Here is a 24,658-nt window from a genome sequence, read left to right as displayed (position 1 = left end):
AACTGCGGCAAATGACCGCGCGAAACGCATGAACCAGGCATCGTTCAGGAACCGCATCCGGCCTGGCCAGTCTTACCCAGCACCTACAACAAGGAGTTTTCCATGCCCGTCATCACCCGCAGCGCCGCTTTGGTCCTTGGCGCGAGCCTGCTGGCCAGCCTTCCCGCGCTGGCCGACGAAGCCCGCTACAACCAGATTTCCCTGCGCGCCGAGGTCAGCCAGGAAGTGCCCCGCGACCTGATGCTCGTGACCCTCTACAGCGAAGAGCAGAACGCCGACCCGGCCAAGCTCGCCGCCGGCATCACCGACACCTTGAACAAAGCCCTCGCCCAGGCGCGCGAAGTCAAGGGCGTGATCGTGCGCCAGGGCAGCCGCAACAGCTACCCGATCTATGACGACAAAGGCCAGACCATCACCGGCTGGCGCGAGCGCGCGGAAGTGCGCCTGGAAAGCGCCGACTTCCCCGCGCTGTCCAAACTCACCGGCGAACTGCTGCAGAACCTGAAAATGGGCGCCATGGACTTCTCGATCGCCGACAAGACCCGCAAGCAGAGCGAAGACGCCCTGCTCAAGGAAGCCGTCGCTGCGTTCAAGGCCCGTGCTCAGCTGGCCACCGACGCCTTGGGTGGCAAGAGCTACAAGGTGGTCAACCTCAACCTCAACAGCGCTGGCTATCCGCGGCCCTACGCATCCGCCCCGATGATGATGAAAGCCGCCCGTTCCGACGCTGCCCCGGTGACCCCGGACGTGGAAGCCGGCACCAGCGAGGTCAGCATCAACGCTGATGGCGTCATCGAAGTCGTGATGCCTTGATGCGCTGCCGTCCTTGATCGGGCGGCCCTATCCCCCATTGCCATTCATCTGCCGAGGCCCCCATGCACATCCCCGCCTTCAAGCCCTTGCTCCTGACCGCTGCCCTCTGTGCCGGGATGCCCATGGCCCAGGCCGCGAGCACGCTGGTGTACTGCTCAGAAGCCAGCCCCGCCGGCTTCGACCCTAGCCAATACACCAGCGGCACCGATTTCGATGCCTCGGCGGAAACCGTCTTCAATCGTCTGACCCAGTTCAAGCGCGGCGGCACTGAAATCGAACCTGGCCTGGCCACCTCCTGGGACGTATCGGCGGACGGTTTGAGCTACACCTTTCACCTGCGCGAAGGGGTCAAGTTCCACACCACCGACTACTTCACGCCCAGCCGCGATTTCAACGCCGACGACGTGCTGTTCACCTTCCAGCGACTGCTCGATCCCGAGCACCCGTTTCGCAAAGCCTACCCTTCGGAATCGCCCTATTTCACCGACATGGGCCTGAACACCAACATCAAATCGGTCAGCAAGCAGGACGAGCACACCGTCGTCTTCACCCTCGCCACGGTCGATGCCGCGTTCGTGCAAAACCTGGCCATGAGCTTCGCCTCGGTGCAATCCGCCGAATATGCCGCGCAGCTGCTCAAGCAGGGCAAGGCTGCCGACATCAATCAGAAACCGATCGGCACCGGCCCGTTCGTCTTCAAGCGCTATCAGAAGGATTCGCAGATCCGCTACGTTGCCAACAAGGCGTACTGGAAGCCTGAAGACGTCAAGCTCGACAACCTGATCTTCGCGATCAACACCGATGCTGCCGTGCGCCTGCAGAAACTCAAGGCCGGCGAATGCCAGGTCAGCGGCTATCCGCGGCCCGCCGACATCGAGGTGATGAAACAGGACCCCAACCTGCGTGTGCTCAGCCAGCCCGGCTTCAACCTGGGCTTCCTTGCCTACAACGTGACCCATCCGCCGCTCGATCAACTCAAGGTGCGTCAGGCACTGGACATGGCGATCGACAAGCCCGCCATCATCAAGGCGGTGTACCAGAGCGCCGGCCAACTGGCACAGAACGCCCTGCCCCCCGCGCAATGGTCTTACGACACGGGCATCAAGGACGCGCCCCACGACATCACCAAAGCCCGCGCGCTGCTCAAGGAAGCCGGGATCAAGGAAGGCACGACCATCGACCTGTGGGCCATGACGGTGCAGCGCGCTTCCAACCCCAACGCACGCATGTCGGCGCAGATGATCCAGAGCGATTGGGCCAAGGTCGGCATCAAGGCCAACATCGTCAGCTACGAATGGGGCGAGTACATCAAGCGCGCCAAGAACGGCGAGCACGACACCATGATCTACGGCTGGACCGGCGACAACGGCGACCCCGACAACTGGCTCGGCGTGCTCTACAGCTGTGCGGCGGTAAAGGGCAGCAACTACGCCAAATGGTGCGACCCGGCCTACGACAAGCTGATCCAGCAGGCCAAGCTGAGCAGCGATCGCGACGAGCGTGTGAAGCTGTACCAGCAGGCGCAGCGTATCCTCAAGCAACAGGTGCCGATCACGCCCATTGCCAACTCCACGGTGTTCCAGCCCATGCGCAAGGAAGTTCAGGACTTCCGCATCAGCCCCTTCGGCCTGACCCCTTTCTACGGTGTCAGCCTCTCGCAGTGATACCTAACGCCCCATTGCAGTGCGCCAGCGTGGTGCAGTGGGGTCGATAAGCGTGCGTTCTGCTGCAAAACGTTATTGATCGTGCGTTCAACTATCGAAAAAATTATATCGATGCGACATTCGTGTACGCCCGTCCCACCGTTTCAACCCCGATTCGATGCAAACAGTTGATTTGGGTATGCCGCCTGCATAAGTATCGGCCGGGTCGGCCCACAAGGTCGCCCTCATTCTTAAAATGACAACAACTGAGGCCACCATGCTCAAAACCGCGGTCATTCCGTTCATCGTCGGGGCCGGCCTGCTTGCCAGCGCCCCTTTCGCCCATGCTGCGAGCAACCTTGTATTCTGCTCCGAAGGCAGTCCGGCGGGTTTTGACCCGGCGCTGTATACCAGTGGCACGGATTTCGACGCTTCTGCAGAAACCGTCTTCAACCGTCTGAGCCAGTTCGAGCGCGGCGGCACTGCGGTCATTCCTGGCCTGGCCACGAGCTGGGACATCTCCGAAGACGCACTGACCTACACCTTCCACCTGCGCGAAGGGGTCAAGTTCCACACCACCGACTACTTCAAGCCGTCCCGCGAATTCAACGCCGACGACGTGCTGTTCACGTTCAACCGAATGATCGACAAGAACATGCCGTTCCGCAAAGCCTATCCGACCGAGTTCCCGTACTTCACCGACATGGGCATGGACGAGAACATCACCAACATCGAGAAGCTCGACGACCACACCGTTCGCTTCACCCTGAAGACCGTCGACGCCGCGTTCATCCAGAACATGGCGATGAGCTTCGCCTCGATCCAGTCCGCCGAATACGCCGCCCAACTGCTCAAGCAGGGCAAGGCCGCCGACATCAACCAGAAGCCGATCGGCACCGGCCCGTTCGTGTTCAACCGCTACCAGAAAGACGCGCAGATTCGCTACAAGGGCAACAAGGACTACTGGAACCCGGATGACGTGAAGATCGACAACCTGATCTTCGCCATCACCACCGATGCATCGGTGCGCATGCAGAAACTCAAGAAGAACGAATGCCAGGTCAGCGTGTACCCACGCCCGGCCGACCTCAAGCCGCTCAAGGAAGACAACAAGCTGCAGATGCCTGACCAGGCCGGCTTCAACCTGGGCTACATCGCCTACAACGTCACCCATGAACCGCTCGGCAACCTCAAGGTCCGCCAGGCGCTGGACATGGCCGTGAACAAGAAAAGCATCATCGAAGCCGTGTACCAGGGCGCTGGCCAGCTGGCAGTGAACGCCATGCCGCCAACCCAGTGGTCCTACGACGAAAGCATCAAGGACGCCGGCTACAACGTGGAAGAGGCCAAGAAGCTGCTCAAGGAGGCCGGCGTCAAGGAAGGTACCGAGATCACCCTGTGGGCGATGCCGGTGCAGCGTCCCTACAACCCCAATGCCAAGTTGATGGCCGAGATGCTGCAATCGGACTGGGCCAAGGTGGGTATCAAGGCCAAGATCGTCAGTTACGAATGGGGTGAGTACCTCAAGCGAGCCAAGGCCGGCGAGACCGATGCCATGCTGATCGGCTGGAGCGGTGACAACGGTGACCCGGACAACTGGCTCGGCACCCTGTACGGCTGCGACGCGGTGAACGGCAACAACTTCTCGAAGTGGTGCGACAAGGACTACGACCAGTTGATCAAGACCGCCAAGGCCACGCCTGACCAGGCCAAGCGCACCGAACTGTACAAGCAGGCCCAGGTGCGCCTCAAGGAACAGGTGCCGATCACCCCGATCGCGCACTCCACGGTCTACCAGCCCATGAGCGCCAAGGTCACCGACTTCAAGATCAGCCCCTTTGGCTTGAACTCGTTCTATGGCGTAGGCCTGAAGGACTGACAAAGGCGTCTCCCCCATGCAGGCGAGCGATGGACCGGCAGGTCCGTCGCTCACTTTGCCTGCACAAACGCCAGGATCTTTCCCACAGCACTACCGGAATACGCCGACATACACCTTAGTCAAATGGAACTAGCTTTCCTTGGCGACGGCCGTCCTATTCCTGCCAGGGGACTGGCGACCCACGATCGGAAAACAACAAGACAGGGACTATCATGCGACATACAAAGCTTTGCTCCGCCATGCTCGCTCTGGGCCTGCTCGGCCAGGTCGGCCTCAGCCAGGCCGCGAACAGCCTGGTGTACTGCTCCGAAGGCAGCCCCGCAGGTTTCGACATCGCCCAGTACACCAGCGGCACCGACAACGATGCTTCGCAACCGATCTACAACCGCCTGACCGAATTCGAAAAAGGCGGGACCAGTGTCATTCCCGCACTGGCCACCAAATGGGACATCTCGGAAGACGGCCTGACCTACACCTTCCACCTGCGCGAAGGGGTCAAGTTCCACAGCAACGAGGCGTTCAAGCCAACCCGTGACTTCAACGCCGACGACGTGCTGTTCACCTTCAACCGCATGCTCGACCCCAACCAGCCGTTCCGCAAGGCCTACCCCACCGAGTTTCCCTACTTCGTCAGCATGAGCCTGAACAAGAACATCGCCAAGGTCGAGAAAGCCGACGACCACACCGTGGTGTTCACCCTCAACGCCGTGGATGCCGCGTTCGTGCAGAACATCGCCATGAACTTTGCCTCCATCCTGTCCGCCGAGTACGCCGACCAGCTGCTCAAGAGCGGCAGCATGCGCGACATCAACCAGAAGCCGATCGGCACCGGCCCGTTCGCCTTCCAGCGTTACCAGAAGGACTCGCAGATCCGCTACAAGGCCAACCCGCAGTACTGGGACATGAGCCAGGTAAAGGTCGACCAGCTGATTTTCGCCATCAACACCGATGCGTCGGTGCGCATGCAGAAGCTCAAGAAGAACGAATGCCAGGTGACGGCCTACCCACGCCCCGCCGACCTTGCGGGCCTCAAGGCAGACCCTAAGCTCAAGGTCATGGAGCAGGCCGGCTACAACCTGGGCTACATCACCTACAACGTACGCCACAAGCCGTTCGACCAGCTGGAAGTGCGCCAGGCGATGGACATGGCGGTGAACAAGGACGCCATCCTCAAGGCCGTCTACCAGGGTGCCGGGCAAAAAGCAGTCAATGCCATGCCGCCGACCCAGTGGTCCTACGACGAGAGCATCAAGGACGCACCTTTCGACCCGGAGAAAGCCAAGCAGATGCTGCAGGCCGCCGGGGTCAAGGAAGGCACCGAGATCACCCTCTGGGCCATGCCCGTGCAGCGTCCGTACAACCCCAACGCCAAGCTGATGGCTGAAATGCTGCAGGCCGACTGGGGCAAGATCGGCCTCAAGGTCAAGATCGTCAGCTACGAATGGGGCGAGTACCTGGACCGCACCAAACGCGGCGAACACGACGTTTCGCTGATTGGCTGGACTGGCGACAACGGTGACCCGGACAACTGGTTGGGCACGCTGTACAGCTGCGATGCGATTGGCAGCAACAACTACTCGATGTGGTGCAACCAGGACTACGACAAGCTGGTGCAGCAGGCCAAGCGCGTGACCGATCGCGACGAGCGCAGCGTGCTCTATCGCCAGGCGCAGCAGTTGCTCAAGCAGCAGGTGCCGATCACCCCGATCGCCCACTCCACCGTCAACCAGCCGGTCAGCGCCAAGGTCGACGGCTTCAAGGTCAGCCCGTTCGGGCGTAACGATTTCGGCGGCGTAAGCGTCCGCGACTAGATAAGCCCAGCCCTCCCAAACCCATGGTCGTGCCATGGGTTTGGGGAGCTTTTGGCAAAAAAGAGCAAGCAAACGTTTGCAACTGTCACCACCCGCCATGGATTGGGCACAAGCCGCCTCGATAAAGCGGCAATAAAACCAAAAAATGTAAGGAGCTTCAGTTGAAAATCACCAAGAGAGCAGTACTCACGTTGTCCTTGAGCGGTTTCACGCCCCTGGCCCTGGCCGAAGAAGTCAGCCAGGCTTTCGTCCCTCTCAGCGTCAAGACCAGCAGCGCCCAGGACGAAGCCCAGGGCTTCATCGAGGACTCCAGCCTGACCGGCTCGACGCGCAACTGGTTCGCCAAGGAAAAAGGCAAGCGCGGCCTGACCTGGGGCATCAACAAAGGCAACGGCGCCACCGAACGCACCGGCAGCCGCGACACTTGGGTACAGGGCACCATCGTCAACTACACCTCGGGCTTTACCCAAGGCACGGTAGGTTTCAGTACCGAAGTGGCGGCCTACAACACCGTGGCTCTGGAGCAAGGCAAAGGCCGCGTGGCTGGCGGCGGCAACCGCACCCTGACCGACCACGACGGCGAAGTGGTCGACCAGTGGACCAAGGCAGGCCTGGCCAACCTCAAGGCACGGGTTTCAAACACGGTGGTGACCGCCGGGCGGCAATCGCTGAACACACCGGTGCTGGCCTTCATCGGCAACCGTGCCCTGCCCTCCAGCTTCGAGGGTGTCAGCGTGCACAGCGCCGAGTTCGACAACCTCGATTTCGACCTCGGTACGTTCAGCCGGGTGTCGCCGCGCACCGAGCAGGGCCTGAGCAAATTCAGGACCGAGTACGGCAACGGCACCACTACCGATCAGGTCAACATCTTCGGCCTCAACTACCAGCCGCTGAAAAGCCTGACCACCAGCCTGTACGCGTCCAACGTCAAGGATGTCTGGAACCAGTACTATTTCGGCGCAGCCCATGAATTGGGAGATGCCTCGGTACTGAGCCTGAGCACCGGGTTCAACTATTACAAGACCAAGGATGCGGGCAGCGCCAAGATGGGTGCCATCGACAACGACACCTACAGCCTGTCGTTGACCGCGACGCACAAGGCGCACAGCCTGACCCTGGCCTTCCAGGAAGTGAACGGCGACGAATACTTCGACTATTTGCACGAGACCAACGCCATCTTCCTGGCCAACTCGCTGTTCTCCGACTACAACGGCCCGAACGAAAAATCGTTCCAGGTCGGCTACGGGCTGGACATGGCCAGCTATGGCGTACCGGGGCTCAAGTTCAGCGTCTACACCGCGCGCGGCTGGGGCATCGATGGCACGCGCTACAAGGGTGGCGGCTATGACGGCATTCAGGCTCAGGACGGCGAAAGCCATTACGAGTACGGCTTCGGCACCTCATACGCCGTGCAGGGCGGGCCATTGAAGGCCAGCACCATTCGCGCGACCTACAGTGCCCACCGCGCCAGCGCCAATCAGGTCGATGGCAGCCTCAACGAGCTGCGCATCGTCACTACCATTCCGTTCCAGATTCTTTGATCGGCGAGCGCTGCCCGTGGTTCGCCGAATCACGGGCAGCGACTACGCTTACGTGCGATTGCGAGGGCAACGATGAAAACGCTATCACTCAAGGCTGCCGTAGCCGCCGCCCTGCTCGGCATGAGCCTGGGCGCCAGTGCCAAACCGCTGGTGGTCTGCACCGAAGCCAGTCCCGAAGGTTTCGATATCGTTCAGTACACCGGTGCGGTGACGGCCGACGCCTCAGCCGAAACGGTGTTCAACCGCCTCGTCGACTTCACGCCGGGCAGCACCGATATCCAGCCCGGCCTGGCACGAAGCTGGGACATCAGCGAAGACGGCAAGACCTACACTTTCCACCTGCGCGAGGGCGTGAAGTTCCATACCACGGACTACTTCAAGCCGACCCGCAACCTCACTGCCGACGACGTGCTGTGGAGCTTCATGCGCCAGTTCGATGCCAACCACCCCTGGCATGACAAGTCGACCATGGGCTATCCGTACTTCGAATCAATGGGCATGGGTGAGTTGATCCAGAGCATCGACAAGCTTGATGAGCTGACCGTGCGTTTCGTGCTCAAGCGCCCAGAGGCGCCCTTCCTGCGCGACATGGCAATGGGCTTCACCTCGATCTATTCCGCCGAATATGCCGACCAGCTGCTCAAGGCCGGCAAGACCGCCGAGCTGAACAGCAAGCCGATCGGCACCGGCCCCTTCGTGTTCGTGCGCTACAGCAAGGACGCCCAGGTTCGCTACAAGGCCAACCCCGACTATTACAACGGCAAGCCACCGGCGGACCCGCTGATCTTCGCCATCACCGTGGACAACAACGTGCGGGCGCAGAAGCTGCGCGCCAATGAATGCCAGGTCGCGGTGTACCCCAAGCCGGACGACGTGCCGGGCATCAAGGCCGACCCGCAGCTCAAGATCGCGGAAATGGACGCCCTGATGACCAGCTACGTGGCCATCAACACCACCCACAAGTACCTGAGCGACGTGCGCGTGCGCCAGGCCATCCAGATGGCCTTCGACAAGCAGACCTTCGTGCGTACGCTGTTCGGCGAAGGCAACGCAACGCCGGGCGTGGGCCCCTACCCGACCACCTTGCTGGGCTACAATCATTCCCTGAAGGACTTGCCCTACGATCCGGCCAAGGCCCGGGCGCTGCTCAAGGAAGCCGGTGTTCCGGAAGGTACGTCGTTCACCATTTTTGCGCGCAATGGCAGCAGCCCGACCAACCCCAATTCCAGCCTGGCGGCGCAGCTGCTCCAGGCGGACCTGGCCAAGGTAGGCATCAAGCTGGATATTCGCGTGCTGGAGTGGGGCGAGTTGATCAAGCGCCTGAAACTGGGCGAACATGACCTGGCTTTCTACGGTTGGGCCGGCGACAACGGCGATCCGGACAACTTTCTCAGCCCGAACCTGACGTGTGAAGCGGCGAAGAACGGCGAAAACGCCGCTCGCTGGTGCAACCCGGAGTTCGATGCATTGGTGAACAAGGCCCGCGAAGCCACTGAACCGGCAGCGCGCGCGGCGTTCTACGAACAGGCACAGGTCATTTTTCTCAAAGAGCAACCCTGGTTGAGCCTGGCGTATCCACGCCTGTTCTCGGCCATGCGCAAGAACGTCGAAGGCTTCCACATAAGCCCGATGACCAATAATAACTTCGCCACCACCCAGGTGAAGTAGAAAAAGACGCCCCGCTTCGGCGCCCATCCGGGCGGACGCGGGGCATGCCTAACCGGCTGATGAGGTACTACGCACGATGTTTAGTTTTATTGCCCGACGTGTGGGATTGCTGATCCCCACTTTCTTCGGCATCACGCTATTGACCTTCGCGTTGATACGCCTGATTCCCGGTGACCCTGTCGAAGTGATGATGGGCGAGCGTCGGGTCGACCCCGAAATGCACGCACAGGCGATGGAACGCCTGGGTCTGAACAAGCCCCTGTATGCCCAGTACCTGGACTACATCGGCAACCTTGCCCAGGGCAACCTGGGCGAGTCGCTGCGGACCCGTGAAAGCGTGTGGACCGAGTTCACCGCACTGTTTCCGGCCACCCTGGAGCTGTCCATTGCCGCGCTGATCTTCGCCGGCATTCTGGGCCTGCTCGCCGGGGTAATCGCCGCACTCAAGCGAGGCTCCCTGTTCGATCACGGGGTCATGGGCATCTCCCTGGCCGGCTATTCCATGCCGATTTTCTGGTGGGGCCTGATCCTGATCATGTTCTTCTCGGTGACCCTGGGCTGGACGCCGGTCTCCGGGCGCATCGACCTGTTGTACGACATCGAGCCGAAAACCGGCTTCATGCTCATCGACACGCTGTTCAGCGAAGACGAAGGCGCCTGGTGGGATGCCCTGCATCACCTGATTCTGCCAGCCATCGTACTGGGCACCATCCCGCTTGCGGTGATCGCGCGCATGACCCGTTCCTCGATGCTCGAAGTCCTGCGCGAGGATTACGTGCGCACGGCGCGCGCCAAGGGCCTGTCGCCGGCCCGCGTAGTATTCGTGCACGGCCTGCGCAATGCGCTGATTCCGGTGCTCACGGTGTTCGGCCTGCAGGTCGGCACGCTGCTGGCCGGTGCGGTACTGACCGAAACCATTTTCTCCTGGCCGGGCATCGGCAAGTGGCTGATCGAGGCCATCGGCGCCCGTGACTACCCTGTCGTGCAGAACGGCATCCTGTTGATCGCCTGCCTGGTGATCCTGGTCAACTTCGTCGTGGATATACTCTACGGCCTGGCCAACCCACGCATCCGTCATCAGCGCTGAGACCCTATCCATGACTACGAAAATCGAAACGGTAGCGGTGGATCAGAGCCTGCTCTATCCCTCCCCGTACAAAGAATTCTGGCAGGCTTTTGCCAAGAACAAGGGCGCCGTGGCCGGCCTGGTGTTCATGCTGATCATCGTCTTCTGCGCGCTGTTCGCGCCCTGGGTGGCACCGCACAACCCCAGCGAGCAGTACCGCGACTTTCTCCTGACCCCGCCGGTATGGCTGGAAGGCGGCCAGTGGCAGTTCATTCTGGGCACCGACGAACTGGGCCGCGACCTGCTTTCGCGCCTGATCCAGGGTTCGCGGCTGTCGCTGCTGATCGGCCTGTCGTCGGTGGTGATGTCACTGATCCCGGGCATCCTCATGGGTCTGCTGGCCGGCTTTTTCCCACGCATCCTCGGGCCGTCGATCATGCGCCTGATGGACGTCATGCTGGCGCTGCCGTCGCTGCTGCTGGCAGTGGCCATCGTCGCCATTCTCGGCCCTGGCCTGATCAACACCGTGATCGCCATTGCCGTGGTGTCGCTGCCTTCCTACGTGCGCCTGACCCGCGCTGCGGTGATGGGTGAACTGAACCGCGACTACGTGACCGCCGCGCGGCTGGCCGGGGCAACGCTGCCACGCCTGATGTTCATTACCGTGCTGCCCAACTGCATGGCGCCGCTGATCGTGCAGGCCACCTTGAGTTTCTCCTCGGCGATTCTCGACGCCGCTGCGCTGGGCTTCCTGGGCCTGGGCGTGCAACCGCCGACGCCGGAATGGGGCACCATGCTGGCCTCGGCGCGGGACTACATCGAACGCGCCTGGTGGGTGGTGAGCCTGCCGGGTCTGACCATTCTGCTCAGCGTGCTGGCAATCAACCTGATGGGCGACGGGCTGCGCGATGCGCTGGACCCCAAACTCAAGAACGCCGCCTGAGGAGCCGACCATGTCACTTTTGAATATCAACAACCTGAACGTGCGCTTTGGCGACGCCAAGGCTGTGCCGGTCGTCGACGGTCTGGACCTCAGCGTGGACAAGGGCGAAGTGCTCGCCATCGTCGGCGAGTCGGGTTCGGGCAAGTCGGTGACCATGATGGCCCTGATGGGCCTGATCGACGCGCCCGGCATCGTCACGGCCGACTCGCTGCTGTTCGACGGCCACGACATGCTCAAGCTCAACGCACGGCAACGGCGCAAGGTGGTCGGCAAGGACCTGGCGATGATTTTCCAGGATCCGATGACCGCCCTGAACCCAAGCTACACCGTGGGCTTCCAGATCGAGGAGGTCTTGCGCCAGCATCTGGGCATGTCCGGCAAGGCCGCGCGCCAGCGGGCCCTGGAACTGCTCAAGAAGGTGGAAATTCCTGCGGCGGAAAGCCGTCTGGATGCCTACCCCCATCAACTGTCCGGTGGCATGAGCCAGCGCGTGGCAATCGCCATGGCGATTGCCGGCGAACCCAAGCTGCTGATCGCCGACGAACCCACCACCGCCCTGGACGTGACCATTCAGGCGCAGATCATGGAGTTGCTGCTCAACCTGCAACAAGAGCAGAACATGGGCTTGATCCTGATCACCCACGACCTTGCCGTGGTGGCCGAAACCGCCCAGCGCGTGTGCGTGATGTACGCCGGCCAGGCGGTGGAGGTGGGCCATGTGCCGCAACTGTTCGATATCCCTGCGCACCCCTACAGCGAAGCGCTGCTGATGGCCATCCCCGAGCACAGCGAGGGCGCCGAACGCCTGGCCACCCTGCCTGGCATCGTCCCGGGCCGCTACGACCGTCCGCAGGGCTGCCTGCTTTCGCCACGCTGCCCGTACGTGCGTGAAAACTGTCGTACCCAACGCCCTGCCCTGGATCAGAAAACCCAGAGCCTGGCGCGCTGTTTCTACCCACTCAATCAGGAGGTGGCGTAATGAGCGTCGTACTGACCGCCCGCGACCTTACTCGCCACTACAACGTCTCGGCCGGGCTGTTCAAGCCTGATGCCGTGGTGCGCGCCCTCAATGGCGTGTCCTTCGAGCTCGAAGCCGGCAAGACCCTTGCCGTGGTCGGTGAATCGGGCTGCGGCAAGTCGACCCTGGCTCGCGCGCTGACCTTGATCGAAGAGCCTTCGTCCGGGTCGCTGCAGATCGCCGGCCAGGAAGTCGCCGGCGCCAGCAAGGCCGAGCGCAAGCAATTGCGCAAGGACGTACAGATGGTCTTCCAGAGCCCCTATGCCTCGCTCAATCCGCGGCAGAAGATCGGCGATCAGCTGGGTGAGCCATTGCTCATCAACACCTCGCTGAGCAAGGCCGAGCGACGCGAGAAGGTCCAGGCCATGATGCAACAGGTTGGCCTGCGGCCCGAGCACTACCAGCGCTACCCGCACATGTTCTCCGGTGGTCAGCGCCAGCGTATTGCCCTGGCTCGTGCCATGATGCTGCAGCCAAAGGTGCTGGTCGCCGATGAGCCGACCTCGGCACTCGACGTGTCGATCCAGGCGCAGGTGCTGAACCTGTTCATGGACCTGCAGCAGGAGTTCAACACGGCCTACGTGTTCATCTCGCACAACCTGGCGGTGGTGCGTCACGTGGCCGATCAGGTGCTGGTGATGTACCTGGGCCGGCCGGCGGAAATGGGGCCCAAGGAGGACATCTACACCCGGCCTCTGCACCCGTACACCCAGGCCCTGCTGTCGGCAACGCCGACCATCAAGCCCGATCCGCTCAAGCCCAAGATCAAGATCGTCGGCGAATTGCCCAACCCGTTGAATCCGCCGTCGGGCTGTGCGTTCCACAAGCGTTGCCCGTACGCCACCGAACGCTGCAGCACGGAAATACCGGCGTTCCGGCCGGTGGATACGCGGCAAGTGGCGTGTCACTACGCCGAACAGTTCCTGTAACGCTTCAAGGCCTCTTCGCTCACTGTCGAAGAGGCCTTTTCCCTCCCCCTCCTCCCAGTGCATCCGCAGACGAATGTCTCTATGATGCCGAACATGATCAAAGACCCCTTCGCCCGCCTCAACCTCGATCGCGAGGTCATCACCGTCAGCCAGCTCAATGGCCGCGCCCGTGTATTGCTCGAAGACGTCTTCAGCAACATCTGGGTCGAAGGTGAAATCTCCAACCTGGCGCGTCCGGCGTCCGGCCACGTCTATTTCACCCTGAAGGACAGTGGTGCGCAGGTACGCTGCGCCTTGTTCAGGCAGAACGCCCAACGCGTGCGCCAGGTCCTCAAGGACGGCGCAGCGGTAAAGGTGCGTGGCAAGGTCTCGCTGTTCGAAGGCCGTGGCGACTATCAGCTGATCCTCGACACCGTGGAGCCTGCCGGCGACGGCGCGCTGCGCATGGCGTTCGATGCGCTCAAGGTCAAGCTTGATGCCGAAGGCCTGTTCAGCAGCGAACGCAAGGTCGCGCTGCCGGCTCACCCGCAACGCATCGGGATCGTCAGCTCGCCGACCGGCGCGGTAATCCGCGACATCATCAGCGTGTTCCGTCGCCGCGCCCCGCAGATCCAGCTGACCCTGATCCCGACCGCCGTGCAAGGCCGCGAAGCCACCGCTCAGATCGTCCGCGCCCTGCGCCTGGCCGATGCGCGCGGGTTCGACGCGATCATCCTCGCCCGTGGCGGCGGTTCGCTGGAGGACCTCTGGTGCTTCAACGAAGAAGCCGTGGCGCGCGCCGTCGATGCCTGTGTGACGCCGATCGTCAGTGCCGTAGGCCACGAGACCGACGTGTCCATCAGCGACTTCGTGGCCGACGTACGTGCCCCTACTCCTTCGGCAGCTGCCGAACTGCTGGCCCCGGATGCCGGCGACCTGCAGCGCCGACTCGACAGCCTGCAGCGGCGCCTGGTGTTGCGCATGCACAATCGCCTGGCCCACGAACGCCTGCGTGTGGAAGGGCTGACCCGCCGCCTGCGCCATCCCGGCGAACGTCTGCGCCAACAGGCACAGCGCCTGGACGACCTGGACATGCGCATGCGCCGCGCCTTCGAACGGCAGATGACTGCGCGCGCGCACCGCCTGGCACAGTTGCAGACGCGGCTTGCCGGGCAGCACCCGGACCGAGTCCTGCGGCTGCTCAAACAGCGCCTGGATGGCCTGGCCGAGCGTCTGCCGCGGGCCATGCGCGACACCCTCAAGGCGCGTCGTCTGTTGCTGCAGAGCCAGGTGCAGACCCTGCACGTGGTCAGCCCATTGGCGACCCTCGGACGCGGCTACAGCATCCTGCTCGATGAGCGGGGCCAGGCCATCCGCAGCGCCGAACAGACCCAGCGCGGTCAATGCCTGATCGCAAGGCTCGGCGAAGGCGAGCTTGCAGTACGCGTCGAGGACAATCACCTCACGCCCGTTACCCTTTCCCTACTGGACTGATCCATGCCGCGTTTTCTCGTTGTCGCCCTGCTGATATGCCTGTCTTCGTTCGCCCAGGCGGACAGCTACATCACCCGGCTGTTGAACAAACCGGTGCCCGGCGGCGTGGCGGTGGTCGATCTGGGCAGCGCCAGCCAGGCACCAAAGGCCACCTACGATGGCAGGCAGGTGCTGGTCGTCAACGAGCAAGGCACCTGGCGGGCCATCGTAGGTATTCCATTGACGGTCAAGCCGGGCCCGGCGCAGCTGAGTGTGGCCGGGCGCACCGTCGCTTTTCAGGTGGGCAGCAAACAGTACCCGGAACAGCGCATCACTTTGAAGAATACACGGCAGGTCAACCCCAACCCGGCCGACATCAAACGCATCGACGGCGAACTGGCCGAGCAGCTGCGCGCCTATCGCAGCTTCAGCGCTGGCACGCCGAGCAACCTGCTGCTGGACAAGCCTGTCAGCGGACCGCTGTCGAGCAAGTTCGGCGTGCGGCGTTTCTTCAACGGCGAGGAGCGCAATCCGCACTCGGGCCTGGATTTCGCGGTGCCGGCCGGCACGCCGATCAAGACCCCTGCCAATGGCAAGGTGATTCTGGTGGGTGATTACTTCTTCAATGGCAACACCGTGTTCGTCGACCATGGGCAGGGCTTCATCAGCATGTTCTGTCACATGTCCAAGATCGACGTGAAGGTCGGGCAAAGCCTGGCACGCGGTGCAGTGGTCGGCCGGGTCGGCTCCACCGGCCGCGCGACCGGACCGCACATGCACTGGAATATCAGCCTCAACGATGCGCGGGTCGATCCGGCGATCTTCATCAACGCCTTTCAGCCTTGACCCACCGGAAATCCTCTCAGCACTGCTTGACCTGTGGGAGCGGGCTCTGCCCGCGAAGGCCGCACCGTCGACCCAGCGCATTGCGCCGCCCCTTAAAGCCACGCAATCTCTGGCACCCCTTTCCAAATATTCAGCAATAAAATATCGCCTGCCCCAAGATACCCAACTCTCCTACCATTTTTCTCAATACCCTTGCCATTTTTCACCCCACTGGTTAGGGTTGGGGTCATGAACACTGCACACACCCTCATCCAGCTCCGCCAACACCGCAGCCTCTGCCTGGTCAGTGCACGACTGCCTGGCTGAAACGCGTCGCCTCGCCTCTTCACCATTCGAATGACCGGCAGGCCCTTTCCCCAGGCTGCTCACCAAGGATTTTCACCATGTCCATGCTCAAAGATCCGTCGCAGAAGTACCGTGCGTTCCCGACTATCGACCTGCCCGACCGCACCTGGCCGTCGAAAGCCATCACGGTGGCCCCTATCTGGTGCAGCTCCGACCTGCGAGACGGCAATCAATCGCTGATCGAGCCCATGGACGCGGCAAAGAAGCTGCGCTTCTGGAAAACCCTGGTCGCCGTTGGCGTGAAGGAAATCGAAGCCTCCTTCCCCTCCGCCTCGCAGACCGATTTCGACTTCGTGCGCACCCTGATCGAAGACGGCCACATCCCGGACGACACGACCATTCAGGTGTTGACCCAGGCCCGCGAAGACCTCATTGCGCGCACCTTCGAATCGCTCAAGGGCGCCAAGAAGGCCATCGTTCACCTGTACAACGCCACGTCGCCGTCCTTCCGCAAGATCGTGTTCAACCAGGACAAGCAGGGCGTCAAGGACATCGCGGTAAATGCCGCCAAGCTGTTCGTCAAATACGCAGCCCAGCAGCCTGAAACCCAGTGGACCTTCCAGTACTCCCCGGAAACTTTCAGCGCCACCGAGCTCGAGTTCGCCAAGGAAGTCTGCGATGCGGTGATCGAGGTGTGGAATCCCACCCCGCAGAACAAGGTCATCCTCAACCTGCCGGCCACCGTGGAGGTGTCCACGCCCAACATCTATGCCGACCAGATCGAATGGTTCGGCCGCCATATCAACCGTCGCGACAGCGTGCTGTTGAGCCTGCACACGCACAACGACCGTGGCACCGGCGTGGCTGCGACCGAGCTGGGTCTGATGGCCGGCGCGGATCGCGTCGAAGGCTGCCTGTTCGGCAACGGCGAACGTACCGGTAACGTCGACCTGGTGACCCTCGGCTTGAACCTGTACACCCAGGGCGTCGATCCCGAGCTGGATTTTTCCGATATCGACGGCATCCGCAAGGTGGTCGAAGAGTGCAACCAGTTGCCGGTGCACCCTCGTCATCCGTATGTGGGCGATCTGGTTCACACCGCGTTTTCCGGCTCGCACCAGGATGCCATCCGCAAGGGGTTCACCCAGCAGAAGGAAGGCACGTTGTGGGAGGTGCCATACCTGCCGATCGACCCGGCCGACATCGGTCGCAGCTACGAAGCAGTCATCCGCGTGAACAGTCAGTCGGGCAAGGGTGGCATCACCTACCTGCTGGAACAGGAATACGGCATCAGCCTGCCGCGCCGCATGCAGATCGAGTTCAGCCAGGTGGTACAGGGTGAAACCGACCGCCTGGGCCTCGAGATGACCGCCCAGCAGATCTACGCCTTGTTGCGTAAAGAGTATCTGCAGGCCAACACGCCTTACGCGCTGATCAGTCATCGGTTGCAGGAAGAAAACGGCAACAGTGCCGTGGACGTCGAAGTGCACAGTGACGGAGAAACCCAACACTGGCGTGGCAAGGGTAACGGCGCGCTGGAAGCGCTGGTCGCCTCCATGCCAATCGCCGTCGAGATCATGGACTACAACGAACACGCCATCGGCGCAGGCACGAACGCCAAGGCCGCAGCCTACATCGAGCTGCGGGTGGCCGGTGGCCGTCCCGTGCATGGCGTGGGTGTGGATGAAAACATCACCACGGCCAGCTTCAAGGCCTTGTTCAGCGCGCTGAACCGGTCGCTGAGCCAGCAGGAAGCGAAAGCTGCCTGATATGGGTAGTCGCACAAGAACCGGCCCTTCAGGGCCGGTTTTTTTATGCGTGCGCTACCCCGTAGGAGCGGTCATCGGCCACGAAAAACACACCGCAGTGTGTCAGGCATAACGCCATGAACCCTTCGCGGCCACAGACCGCTCCTACAAACTATCGAATCATCGGCCGCGAAAAACGCACCGCGGCGTGTCAGGCATGAGCGTTCCTAGCGCAGCTCGTATTCGTCAGCGTCCAGATGGGCCGGGAACCTGCCGCGGTAGGCGCGCAACGCTTCGGTACTTAGGCTTGCGTGGAAGACCCCGTCGGCCTCGCCAGCGCTCAGCAGATTCTCGCCCTGAAAGTCCAACACCTGGCTGTCGCCTGTGTAGGCAAAGCCCTTGCCATCGGTGCCCACGCGGTTCACTGCGGCTACGTAACACAGGTTCTCGATTGCCCGGGCTGGCAGCAGGCGATTCCAGTGCATGCGTCGCGCGCCCGGCCAGTTGGCGGTGTACAGCAGCAGGTCAGTGCCTTGGGCATCGCGGCTCCACACTGGAAAACGCAGGTCGTAGCAGATCAACGGACGCACGCGCCAGCCCTTCACGGAAAACACCGCCTGGTGCTCCCCAGCACTGTAGTGCTCGTGCTCTGCAGCCATGCGAAACAGATGGCGCTTGTCGTAATGCAGCATCTGGCCGTCCGGGCACGCCCACAACAGGCGGTTGCGATAGCTGCCGTCTGCAGCCTGGACGATCACGCTGCCGGTCACTACCGCGTCGAGCTTGTCGGCCCACGCCAACAGCCAGCCGTGAGTCACCCCATTCTCCGGCTCGCACTGGCTTTCGGACTCCATCGAGAACCCTGTGGTGAACATCTCCGGCAGGACCACCAGATCTGCACCCCGCGCGTGCTCGAGCAAGGCATCGAAGTGCTCGAGATTGGCTTCGCGGTCGTGCCAGGCCAGCTGGGTCTGCACCAATGCGAGCTTGAGTTCCGGGGCATGCTCGACAACAGTCGCTTCACTCATATTCGGCATAATGTGCTCGCTGCCTCGCGCAGCGTCTCCTCACGTTTGGCGAAACACAACCGGATCAGGCGCTGATCCGCTACCGGGGTGCAATAGAACACCGACACCGGAATGCTCGCTACCCCATGCTCGCGCGTCAACCACAGCGCCATGTCGACATCGCTCAAGTCGGGCCGGATCGCCGAATAGTCGACCAGTTGGAAGTAGGTACCGGGCGTGGGTGTCAACGTGAAGCGGGAATCCGCCAGCAGGTCGCAGAGCAGATCACGCTTGCCTTGATAGAACGCCGGCAGCTCATCCACATGTCCAGGGTGTGCGGCCATGTAGTCGGCCAACGCGTACTGCAGCGGCGTGACCCCGCAGAAGCTGACGTACTGGTGCACCTTGCGCAGTTCCCTGCTCAGGGCCGGCGGTGCGATCACATAGCCGGTTTTCCAGCCCGTGACGTGGTAGGTCTTGCCGAACGAGCTGACCACGAACGCGCGCTCATACAAGCGTTCATGAGCGAGCACGCTGGCGTGAGCGACGCCGTCGAACACCAGATGCTCATAGACCTCGTCGCTGAGTATGTAGATGTCGCGGTCGGCGATCAGTGCCGCCAACCGGTCCAGTTCCGCAGCACTGATCAAGGCACCGCTGGGATTATGCGGCGAGTTGATGACGATCATGCGGGTGCGCGAGGTGATCGCATCGTTCAACCGCTGCCAGTCGATCGTGAAGTTCTCGGCATCCAGCTGCACGTGCACGCAGGTGCCGCCAGCCAGCTCGACCGAGGGTTCGTAGCTGTCGTAGCAGGGATCGAACACGATGACTTCATCGCCGGGGCGAATGACTGCCTGGATCGCGCAGAAAATTGCCTGGGTGGCGCCCGGTGTGATGGTGATCTCGGTTTCGGCGTTCACAGTGCGCCGGTACAGACGCTCGACCTTGATCGCCACCTGTTCGCGCAGGGCCGGTAGGCCGGTCATGGGCGAGTATTGGTTGTGGCCTGCCAGCACATGTCGACCGACCGCCTCGAGCAAGGCAGGCGGACCGTCGAAATCCGGGAAACCCTGGGACAGGTTCAAGGCGCCGGTTTGTGCGGCAAGTTGCGACATGGTGGTGAAGATGGTGGTGCCGACATTCGGCAGCTTGCTGCTGATCATGAGCTGCTCCCTGGAAAACCGTTCTCCAGTGTAGCAGGCAGACCGCATCCACCGCCGACGCGGCTTGCGCCGCTGCTACGGGTTGCACATTTCCCTGTAGCAGCGGCGCGAGCCGCGTCCGGCGTCACCACGGTGTATCAACGCTTGTCGCGGCGCTTCTTGTCGGCCTTCTTGTGGTGCGACATCAGGCGGCGCTTCTTGTTGACCTGGCGATCGGTGAGGGTGTTCTTGTTGCCCTCGTACGGGTTCTCGCCACCCTTGAACTCGATACGGATCGGCGTACCGACCAGCTTGAGCACCCGGCGATAGGTGTTTTCCAGATAGCGCACATACGACTTGGGTACCCGCTCCACCTGGTTGCCGTGGATCACGATCAACGGCGGGTTGGCACCACCCAAGTGCGCGTAACGCAACTTGATGCGGCGGCTGTTGACCATCGGCGGCTGGTGCTCTTGCACCGCATCCTCGAGGATCTGCGTCAGGCGGCTGGTGGGCCAACGCGTGATCGCCGATTTGAACGATGCTTGCACCGATGCATACAGGTTACCCACGCCGGTGCCGTGCAGCGCCGAAATGAAGTGGATGTCGGCAAAGTCGACGAAGAACAACCGCCGCTCCAGCTCGACCTTCACATAGTCGCGCTCGCTGGGCTGCATGCCATCCCACTTGTTCAGCGCGATGACGATGGCACGACCGGTTTCCAGGGCGAAGCCCAGCAGGTTCAAGTCGTGGTCGACCACACCTTCGCGCGCGTCCATGACGAAGATCACCACGTTGGCGTCCTTGATCGCCTGCAGCGTCTTGACCACCGAGAACTTTTCGACTTCCTCGTGGATCTTGCCGCGCTTGCGCACACCGGCCGTGTCGATCAGCGTGTATTTCTCTTCGTTGCGCTCGAAGGGAATGTAGATGCTGTCCCGGGTAGTGCCCGGCTGGTCATAGACGATGACCCGGTCTTCACCGAGCATGCGGTTGACCAGGGTCGACTTGCCGACGTTGGGCCGACCGATGATGGCGATCTTGATGCCATCCTTCTCGCTCGGGCCCGGGATACGCACGGCCTCCTCGCCTTCGGCCACATCGGCTTCAAGGTCGACTTCGTCATCGTCGCGCGGAAACTCGCCCAAGGCGGCTTCGAGCAACGTGTTGAGGCCGCGGCCCTGGGCACCGGCCACGGGAATCGCGTCGCCCATGCCCAACGGGGCAAATTCGGCCTTGGCCATTTCCGGGTCGACGTTGTCGACCTTGTTGGCCACCAGCAGCGAGCGCTTGTTACGCTTGCGCAGGTGTTCGGCAATCATCTGGTCCGCGGCGGTGAAACCGGCGCGCGCGTCGACCAGGAACATCACGACATCGGCTTCTTCGATGGCCAGCAGCGACTGCTCGGCCATCTTTTCGTCCATGCCGTGCTCGTCACCGGAAATACCACCGGTGTCGACCAGAATGTAGGAACGCCCTTGCCAGCGCGCCTCACCGTATTGGCGATCACGGGTAAGACCAGACAGGTCGCCGACAATGGCGTCACGGCTCTTGGTCAGGCGGTTGAACATGGTGGATTTACCGACGTTGGGTCGGCCCACCAGGGCGATTACGGGAACCATGCGGCTCTCCACTGCGTTGATTCAGAAAATACAAAGGCCGCTGCAGGCAGCGGCCGGAGTTCGAGGCGCTTCAAAGGAAGCGGCTTGCCGACACCCGCGGGTGTCAGCAAGCATAGTCAATCACTGCTTGACGGTCAGGGCTTCCAGCTTGCCACTGTTGCCGAAAATATAAAGCATGTCACCGACGACCAGCGGGCGAGCCCGCACGCCATCGCTGTCGACCCGGGTGCGGCTGACGAAACGACCGTCTACCTGGCTCAACAGATGGACATAACCTTCCAGGTCGCCCACTGCGATGTAGCTGGAGAACACTTCGGGCGCCGACAACTGACGACGGGCCAGCTGGTCGTTGCTCCACAGGGCGGTGGTGGAACGCTCGTCGACGCCCTCCACGGTTCCCGAGGCCAGGCTGGTGTAGACGTTGCCGAATCCCTGCGCGACACCTGCGTAGCTGGATGCATCGCGCTGCCACAGCACGCGCCCGCTTTCCAGGTCCAGGCCGGCCATGCGGCCCTGATAGGTGGTCACATACAACGTGCCACCGGACAGCAGCAGGCCGCCGTCGATATCGACCACCCGATCCAGCTCGGAGCGGCCCTGGGGCACGGCAACCCGCGCTTCCCAGACCGGCACGCCGTTGGAAACGTCCAACGCCACGACCTTGCCGGTCGACAGCCCGGCAATCGCCAGCTGGTTGGTCACCAGCGGCGCGCCCGTACCGCGCAGGGTCAGCACCGCCGGGGTGCTGTCGTACAGCCAGCGCTGGTCGCCAGTGCTGGCATCCAGGCCGATCAGGCGATCATCCTGGGTCTGCACTACAACGACGTTGCCATTGTTGGCCGGTGGCGCCAGCACTTCACTGTTCACCCGCGCCTTCCAGCGCTGTTCGCCGGTATCGGCGTCCAGAGCGATCACATCACCACGCAGAGTCCCCAGGGTCACCATGCCGTAGCTCACACCGACGGCACCGGAAACCGGCTGGTCCAGATCCTTCTTCCACAACACGTCACCGGTCATGCGGTTCATCGCGACCACTTCACCGGTTACATCGGCGGCGTAGATACGGTCGTTCTCGACGGCCGGCACGAGCATGTTGTAGGTCTTGCCCTGGCCATCGCCGATACCGCGGCTCCAGACCTTCTGCAAGGACACTTCTTCCTTGAAGTCGGTCAGCTCGGCCGGTGGCAGTTCCTTCTTGCTGTTGCTGCTGCAACCCACGGCCATCAAGGCCAGGGCCAGCAATGCTGCATGTTTCCAACGGATCACGTCACGCATCCCCTTTGGCCAGGTCGTCGAGCTTGATTTGAAGGCCACCCACCGCCGCTTCATCGGACAGCGCAGCCTTGGCTTTTTGATACGCGGCATAGGCGTCGTCGCTGCGGCCCAGTTGCACCAGCAGGTCGCCCTTGAGCTCTTCGCGGGCCGCCAGGAAGGCTTTGTCGGTGTCGCCGTCGAGCAGCTTCAAGGCGTCTTCGGCCTTGTTCTGCGCGGCCATGACCTGTGCCAGGCGCTGACGCGCAACCTCACCCAAGGTGGTGTCGGCTGGCTTGTCGACCACCGTCTTGAGCTCGGCTGCAGCGTCATCGAGCTTGCCGGCATCGACGGCAGCCTTGGCCAGGAACAGGCTGGCGTACTGCGCGTAGGCAGTACCGCCGAACTCGTTCTTGAGCTTGCCGGCCAGATCCGCCACCTGGGCGGTATCGGGCTTGCCGGTCGGGGTCAGGCTGGCTTCCAGCAACTGCTGGTACAGGTTGGAAGCGCTCTGCGACTGGTTGCTCTGGTATCGGGTCCAGGCTTGCCAGCCGAACACGATGACCAGGGCCAGCAGGCCACCGGTCACCAAGGGCTTGCCGTTACGCTGCCACCAGTCCTTGAGTTCGCCCATTTGTTCGTCTTCGGTACTCGACACCCCAATGCTCCTATTCGCGCAAATGCTTGATGCTTGCTTGATTCAGCCCTGCACAACGCAGGTCGCCAGATGGTCGGCCAATGCCGACCAGGCAATGTTCTGTTGTTCGCCCTGGCCGCGCAGGGGTTTGAAACCTACCACTTGTTGGGCCAGTTCGTCGTCCCCCAGGATCAAGGCATGCAACGCACCGCTCTTGTCGGCTTTCTTGAACTGACTCTTGAAGCTGCCGGCACCGGCATTGACCATCAAGCGCAGCCCAGGCACTTCGTCGCGCAGCCGCTCGGCCAGGGTCAGACCTGCCAGCTCGGCCTGCTCGCCAAATGCACACAGATACACATCGACCTGTCGGGAAATCGACTCGGGCACCTGCTCCAGGGTTTCGAGCAGCAGGATCAGGCGCTCGATGCCCATGGCAAAGCCCACGCCCGGTGTCGGCTTGCCGCCCATCTGTTCGACCAGGCCATCATAGCGGCCACCGGCACACACGGTGCCCTGGGCGCCCAGCTTGTCGGTGACCCATTCGAAGACGGTCTTGCTGTAGTAGTCCAGGCCACGCACCAGCTTGGGGTTGATCACGTAGGGAATGCCGGCGGCGTCCAGACGCGCCTTCAGACCTTCGAAATGCACGCGCGACTCGTCGTCGAGATAATCGGCCAGCTTCGGTGCGTTGACCAGCACCGCCTGGGTTTCCGGGTGCTTGGTATCGAGCACGCGCAGCGGGTTGGTCTTCAGACGGCGCTGACTGTCTTCGTCGATCTGGTCCAGGTGCGCGGTGAGAAACTCCACCAGCGCCTCGCGATAGCGACCGCGGGCTTCGCTGGTGCCCAGGCTGTTGAGTTCAAGGGTGACCGCGTCACGGATCCCCAGCAGCTTCCACAGCCGCCAGGTCAGCACGATCAGCTCGGCATCGATGTCCGGGCCGTCGAGGTTGAACACCTCCAGGCCAATCTGGTGAAACTGGCGATAGCGCCCTTTCTGCGGCCGCTCATGACGAAACATCGGCCCCATGTACCAGAGCTTCTGCACCTGGCCACCGCCGCTCAAGCCATGTTCGAGCACTGCGCGAACACAGGCTGCAGTGCCTTCGGGGCGCAGCGTGAGGGAATCGCCGTTGCGATCCTCGAAGGTGTACATCTCTTTCTCGACGATATCGGTGACTTCGCCGATGGAGCGCTTGAACAGGTCGGTGAACTCGACGATGGGCATGCGGATCTGGCGGTAGCCGTAGCCGTCCAGCAAACCGGCCACGGTGCCTTCGAAGTAGCGCCACAGCGGCGTCTGCTCGGGCAGGATGTCGTTCATGCCACGAATGGCTTGCAGAGTCTTGCTCACA

At 62.2% G+C, this 24,658-nt stretch carries 19 protein-coding genes; 13 read left to right on the top strand and 6 right to left on the bottom strand.

Features of this window, described 5'->3' with window-relative positions; all coding sequences use genetic code 11:
- Nucleotides 1–102 precede the first annotated feature (102 nt).
- The 13 genes from IFT75_RS04550 (at nt 103) to leuA (ending at nt 17,663) form a co-directional block, all read left to right on the top strand.
- Nucleotides 103–813, top strand: a complete 711-nt coding sequence (locus tag IFT75_RS04550) for an SIMPL domain-containing protein (RefSeq protein ID WP_122479527.1) — start codon at nt 103–105, stop codon at nt 811–813.
- 62 nt (nt 814–875) lie between these two features.
- The gene (locus IFT75_RS04545) at nt 876–2,477 is read left to right on the top strand and encodes an ABC transporter substrate-binding protein (protein ID WP_192053575.1); all 1,602 of its coding nucleotides are present in this window, start codon (nt 876–878) and stop codon (nt 2,475–2,477) included.
- Between the two features lie 256 nt (nt 2,478–2,733).
- The gene (locus IFT75_RS04540; RefSeq protein ID WP_185794064.1) at nt 2,734–4,335 is read left to right on the top strand and encodes an ABC transporter substrate-binding protein; all 1,602 of its coding nucleotides are present in this window, start codon (nt 2,734–2,736) and stop codon (nt 4,333–4,335) included.
- Nucleotides 4,336–4,547: 212 nt separating this feature from the next.
- The gene (locus tag IFT75_RS04535) at nt 4,548–6,146 is read left to right on the top strand and encodes an ABC transporter substrate-binding protein (protein WP_192053573.1); all 1,599 of its coding nucleotides are present in this window, start codon (nt 4,548–4,550) and stop codon (nt 6,144–6,146) included.
- Between the two features lie 161 nt (nt 6,147–6,307).
- Nucleotides 6,308–7,687 carry an OprD family porin gene (locus IFT75_RS04530; RefSeq protein ID WP_185794066.1) on the top strand — a complete coding sequence of 460 codons (1,380 nt, stop codon included), beginning with the start codon at nt 6,308–6,310 and terminating at the stop codon, nt 7,685–7,687.
- A 72-nt stretch (nt 7,688–7,759) separates the two neighbouring features.
- A complete protein-coding gene (locus tag IFT75_RS04525) occupies nt 7,760–9,355 on the top strand; it encodes an ABC transporter substrate-binding protein (RefSeq protein WP_122479532.1) in 1,596 nt (531 codons plus the stop codon).
- Between the two features lie 76 nt (nt 9,356–9,431).
- On the top strand, nt 9,432–10,442 hold the full coding sequence (locus IFT75_RS04520; RefSeq protein WP_122479533.1) for an ABC transporter permease subunit: 1,011 nt from the start codon (nt 9,432–9,434) through the stop codon (nt 10,440–10,442).
- A 10-nt stretch (nt 10,443–10,452) separates the two neighbouring features.
- Nucleotides 10,453–11,364 (top strand): ABC transporter permease subunit, encoded by a 912-nt coding sequence (locus IFT75_RS04515; protein WP_049861914.1) that lies wholly within the window; start codon nt 10,453–10,455, stop codon nt 11,362–11,364.
- Between the two features lie 10 nt (nt 11,365–11,374).
- Nucleotides 11,375–12,343, top strand: a complete 969-nt coding sequence (locus IFT75_RS04510; RefSeq protein ID WP_122713475.1) for an ABC transporter ATP-binding protein — start codon at nt 11,375–11,377, stop codon at nt 12,341–12,343.
- On the top strand, nt 12,343–13,311 hold the full coding sequence (locus tag IFT75_RS04505; RefSeq protein WP_122479535.1) for a peptide ABC transporter ATP-binding protein: 969 nt from the start codon (nt 12,343–12,345) through the stop codon (nt 13,309–13,311). Before IFT75_RS04510 ends, IFT75_RS04505 begins: the two co-directional genes overlap by 1 nt.
- A 93-nt stretch (nt 13,312–13,404) precedes the next feature.
- A complete protein-coding gene (gene xseA, locus IFT75_RS04500) occupies nt 13,405–14,784 on the top strand; it encodes an exodeoxyribonuclease VII large subunit (protein WP_185794068.1) in 1,380 nt (459 codons plus the stop codon).
- 3 nt (nt 14,785–14,787) lie between these two features.
- Nucleotides 14,788–15,609, top strand: coding sequence for a M23 family metallopeptidase (locus IFT75_RS04495; protein ID WP_185794069.1), 822 nt, complete (start codon nt 14,788–14,790; stop codon nt 15,607–15,609).
- Between the two features lie 383 nt (nt 15,610–15,992).
- Nucleotides 15,993–17,663: a 2-isopropylmalate synthase gene (gene leuA, locus IFT75_RS04490; protein WP_192053571.1), complete on the top strand. Its 1,671-nt coding sequence runs from the start codon at nt 15,993–15,995 to the stop codon at nt 17,661–17,663.
- 206 nt (nt 17,664–17,869) lie between these two features.
- On the opposite strand, the gene IFT75_RS04485 is transcribed toward leuA, so the two are convergent.
- The 6 genes from IFT75_RS04485 to hisS form a co-directional block, all read right to left on the bottom strand.
- Complete coding sequence (locus IFT75_RS04485; protein WP_192053944.1) at nt 17,870–18,670, bottom strand: amidohydrolase; 801 nt, start codon at nt 18,668–18,670, stop codon at nt 17,870–17,872.
- A complete protein-coding gene (locus IFT75_RS04480; protein ID WP_192053569.1) occupies nt 18,667–19,815 on the bottom strand; it encodes a pyridoxal phosphate-dependent aminotransferase in 1,149 nt (382 codons plus the stop codon). The genes IFT75_RS04485 and IFT75_RS04480 overlap by 4 nt, the downstream gene beginning before the upstream one ends.
- 137 nt (nt 19,816–19,952) lie before the next feature.
- Nucleotides 19,953–21,416, bottom strand: coding sequence for a ribosome biogenesis GTPase Der (der, locus tag IFT75_RS04475; RefSeq protein WP_122479541.1), 1,464 nt, complete (start codon nt 21,414–21,416; stop codon nt 19,953–19,955).
- Nucleotides 21,417–21,536: 120 nt separating this feature from the next.
- Complete coding sequence (bamB, locus tag IFT75_RS04470) at nt 21,537–22,691, bottom strand: outer membrane protein assembly factor BamB (RefSeq protein WP_197976848.1); 1,155 nt, start codon at nt 22,689–22,691, stop codon at nt 21,537–21,539.
- A complete protein-coding gene (locus tag IFT75_RS04465; RefSeq protein ID WP_122479543.1) occupies nt 22,684–23,325 on the bottom strand; it encodes a tetratricopeptide repeat protein in 642 nt (213 codons plus the stop codon). Before IFT75_RS04465 ends, bamB begins: the two co-directional genes overlap by 8 nt.
- Nucleotides 23,326–23,367: 42 nt before the next feature.
- The gene (gene hisS / locus IFT75_RS04460) at nt 23,368–24,657 is read right to left on the bottom strand and encodes a histidine--tRNA ligase (protein ID WP_122479544.1); all 1,290 of its coding nucleotides are present in this window, start codon (nt 24,655–24,657) and stop codon (nt 23,368–23,370) included.
- Nucleotide 24,658: the final 1 nt, after the last annotated feature.

Source organism: Pseudomonas sp. CFBP 8758, from assembly GCF_014841725.1.
Classification (GTDB): Bacteria; Pseudomonadota; Gammaproteobacteria; order Pseudomonadales; family Pseudomonadaceae; genus Aquipseudomonas; species Aquipseudomonas baltica.
The sequence above is the reverse complement of the archived record's forward strand: the minus strand, read 5'-3'. Positions and strand labels throughout refer to the sequence as shown.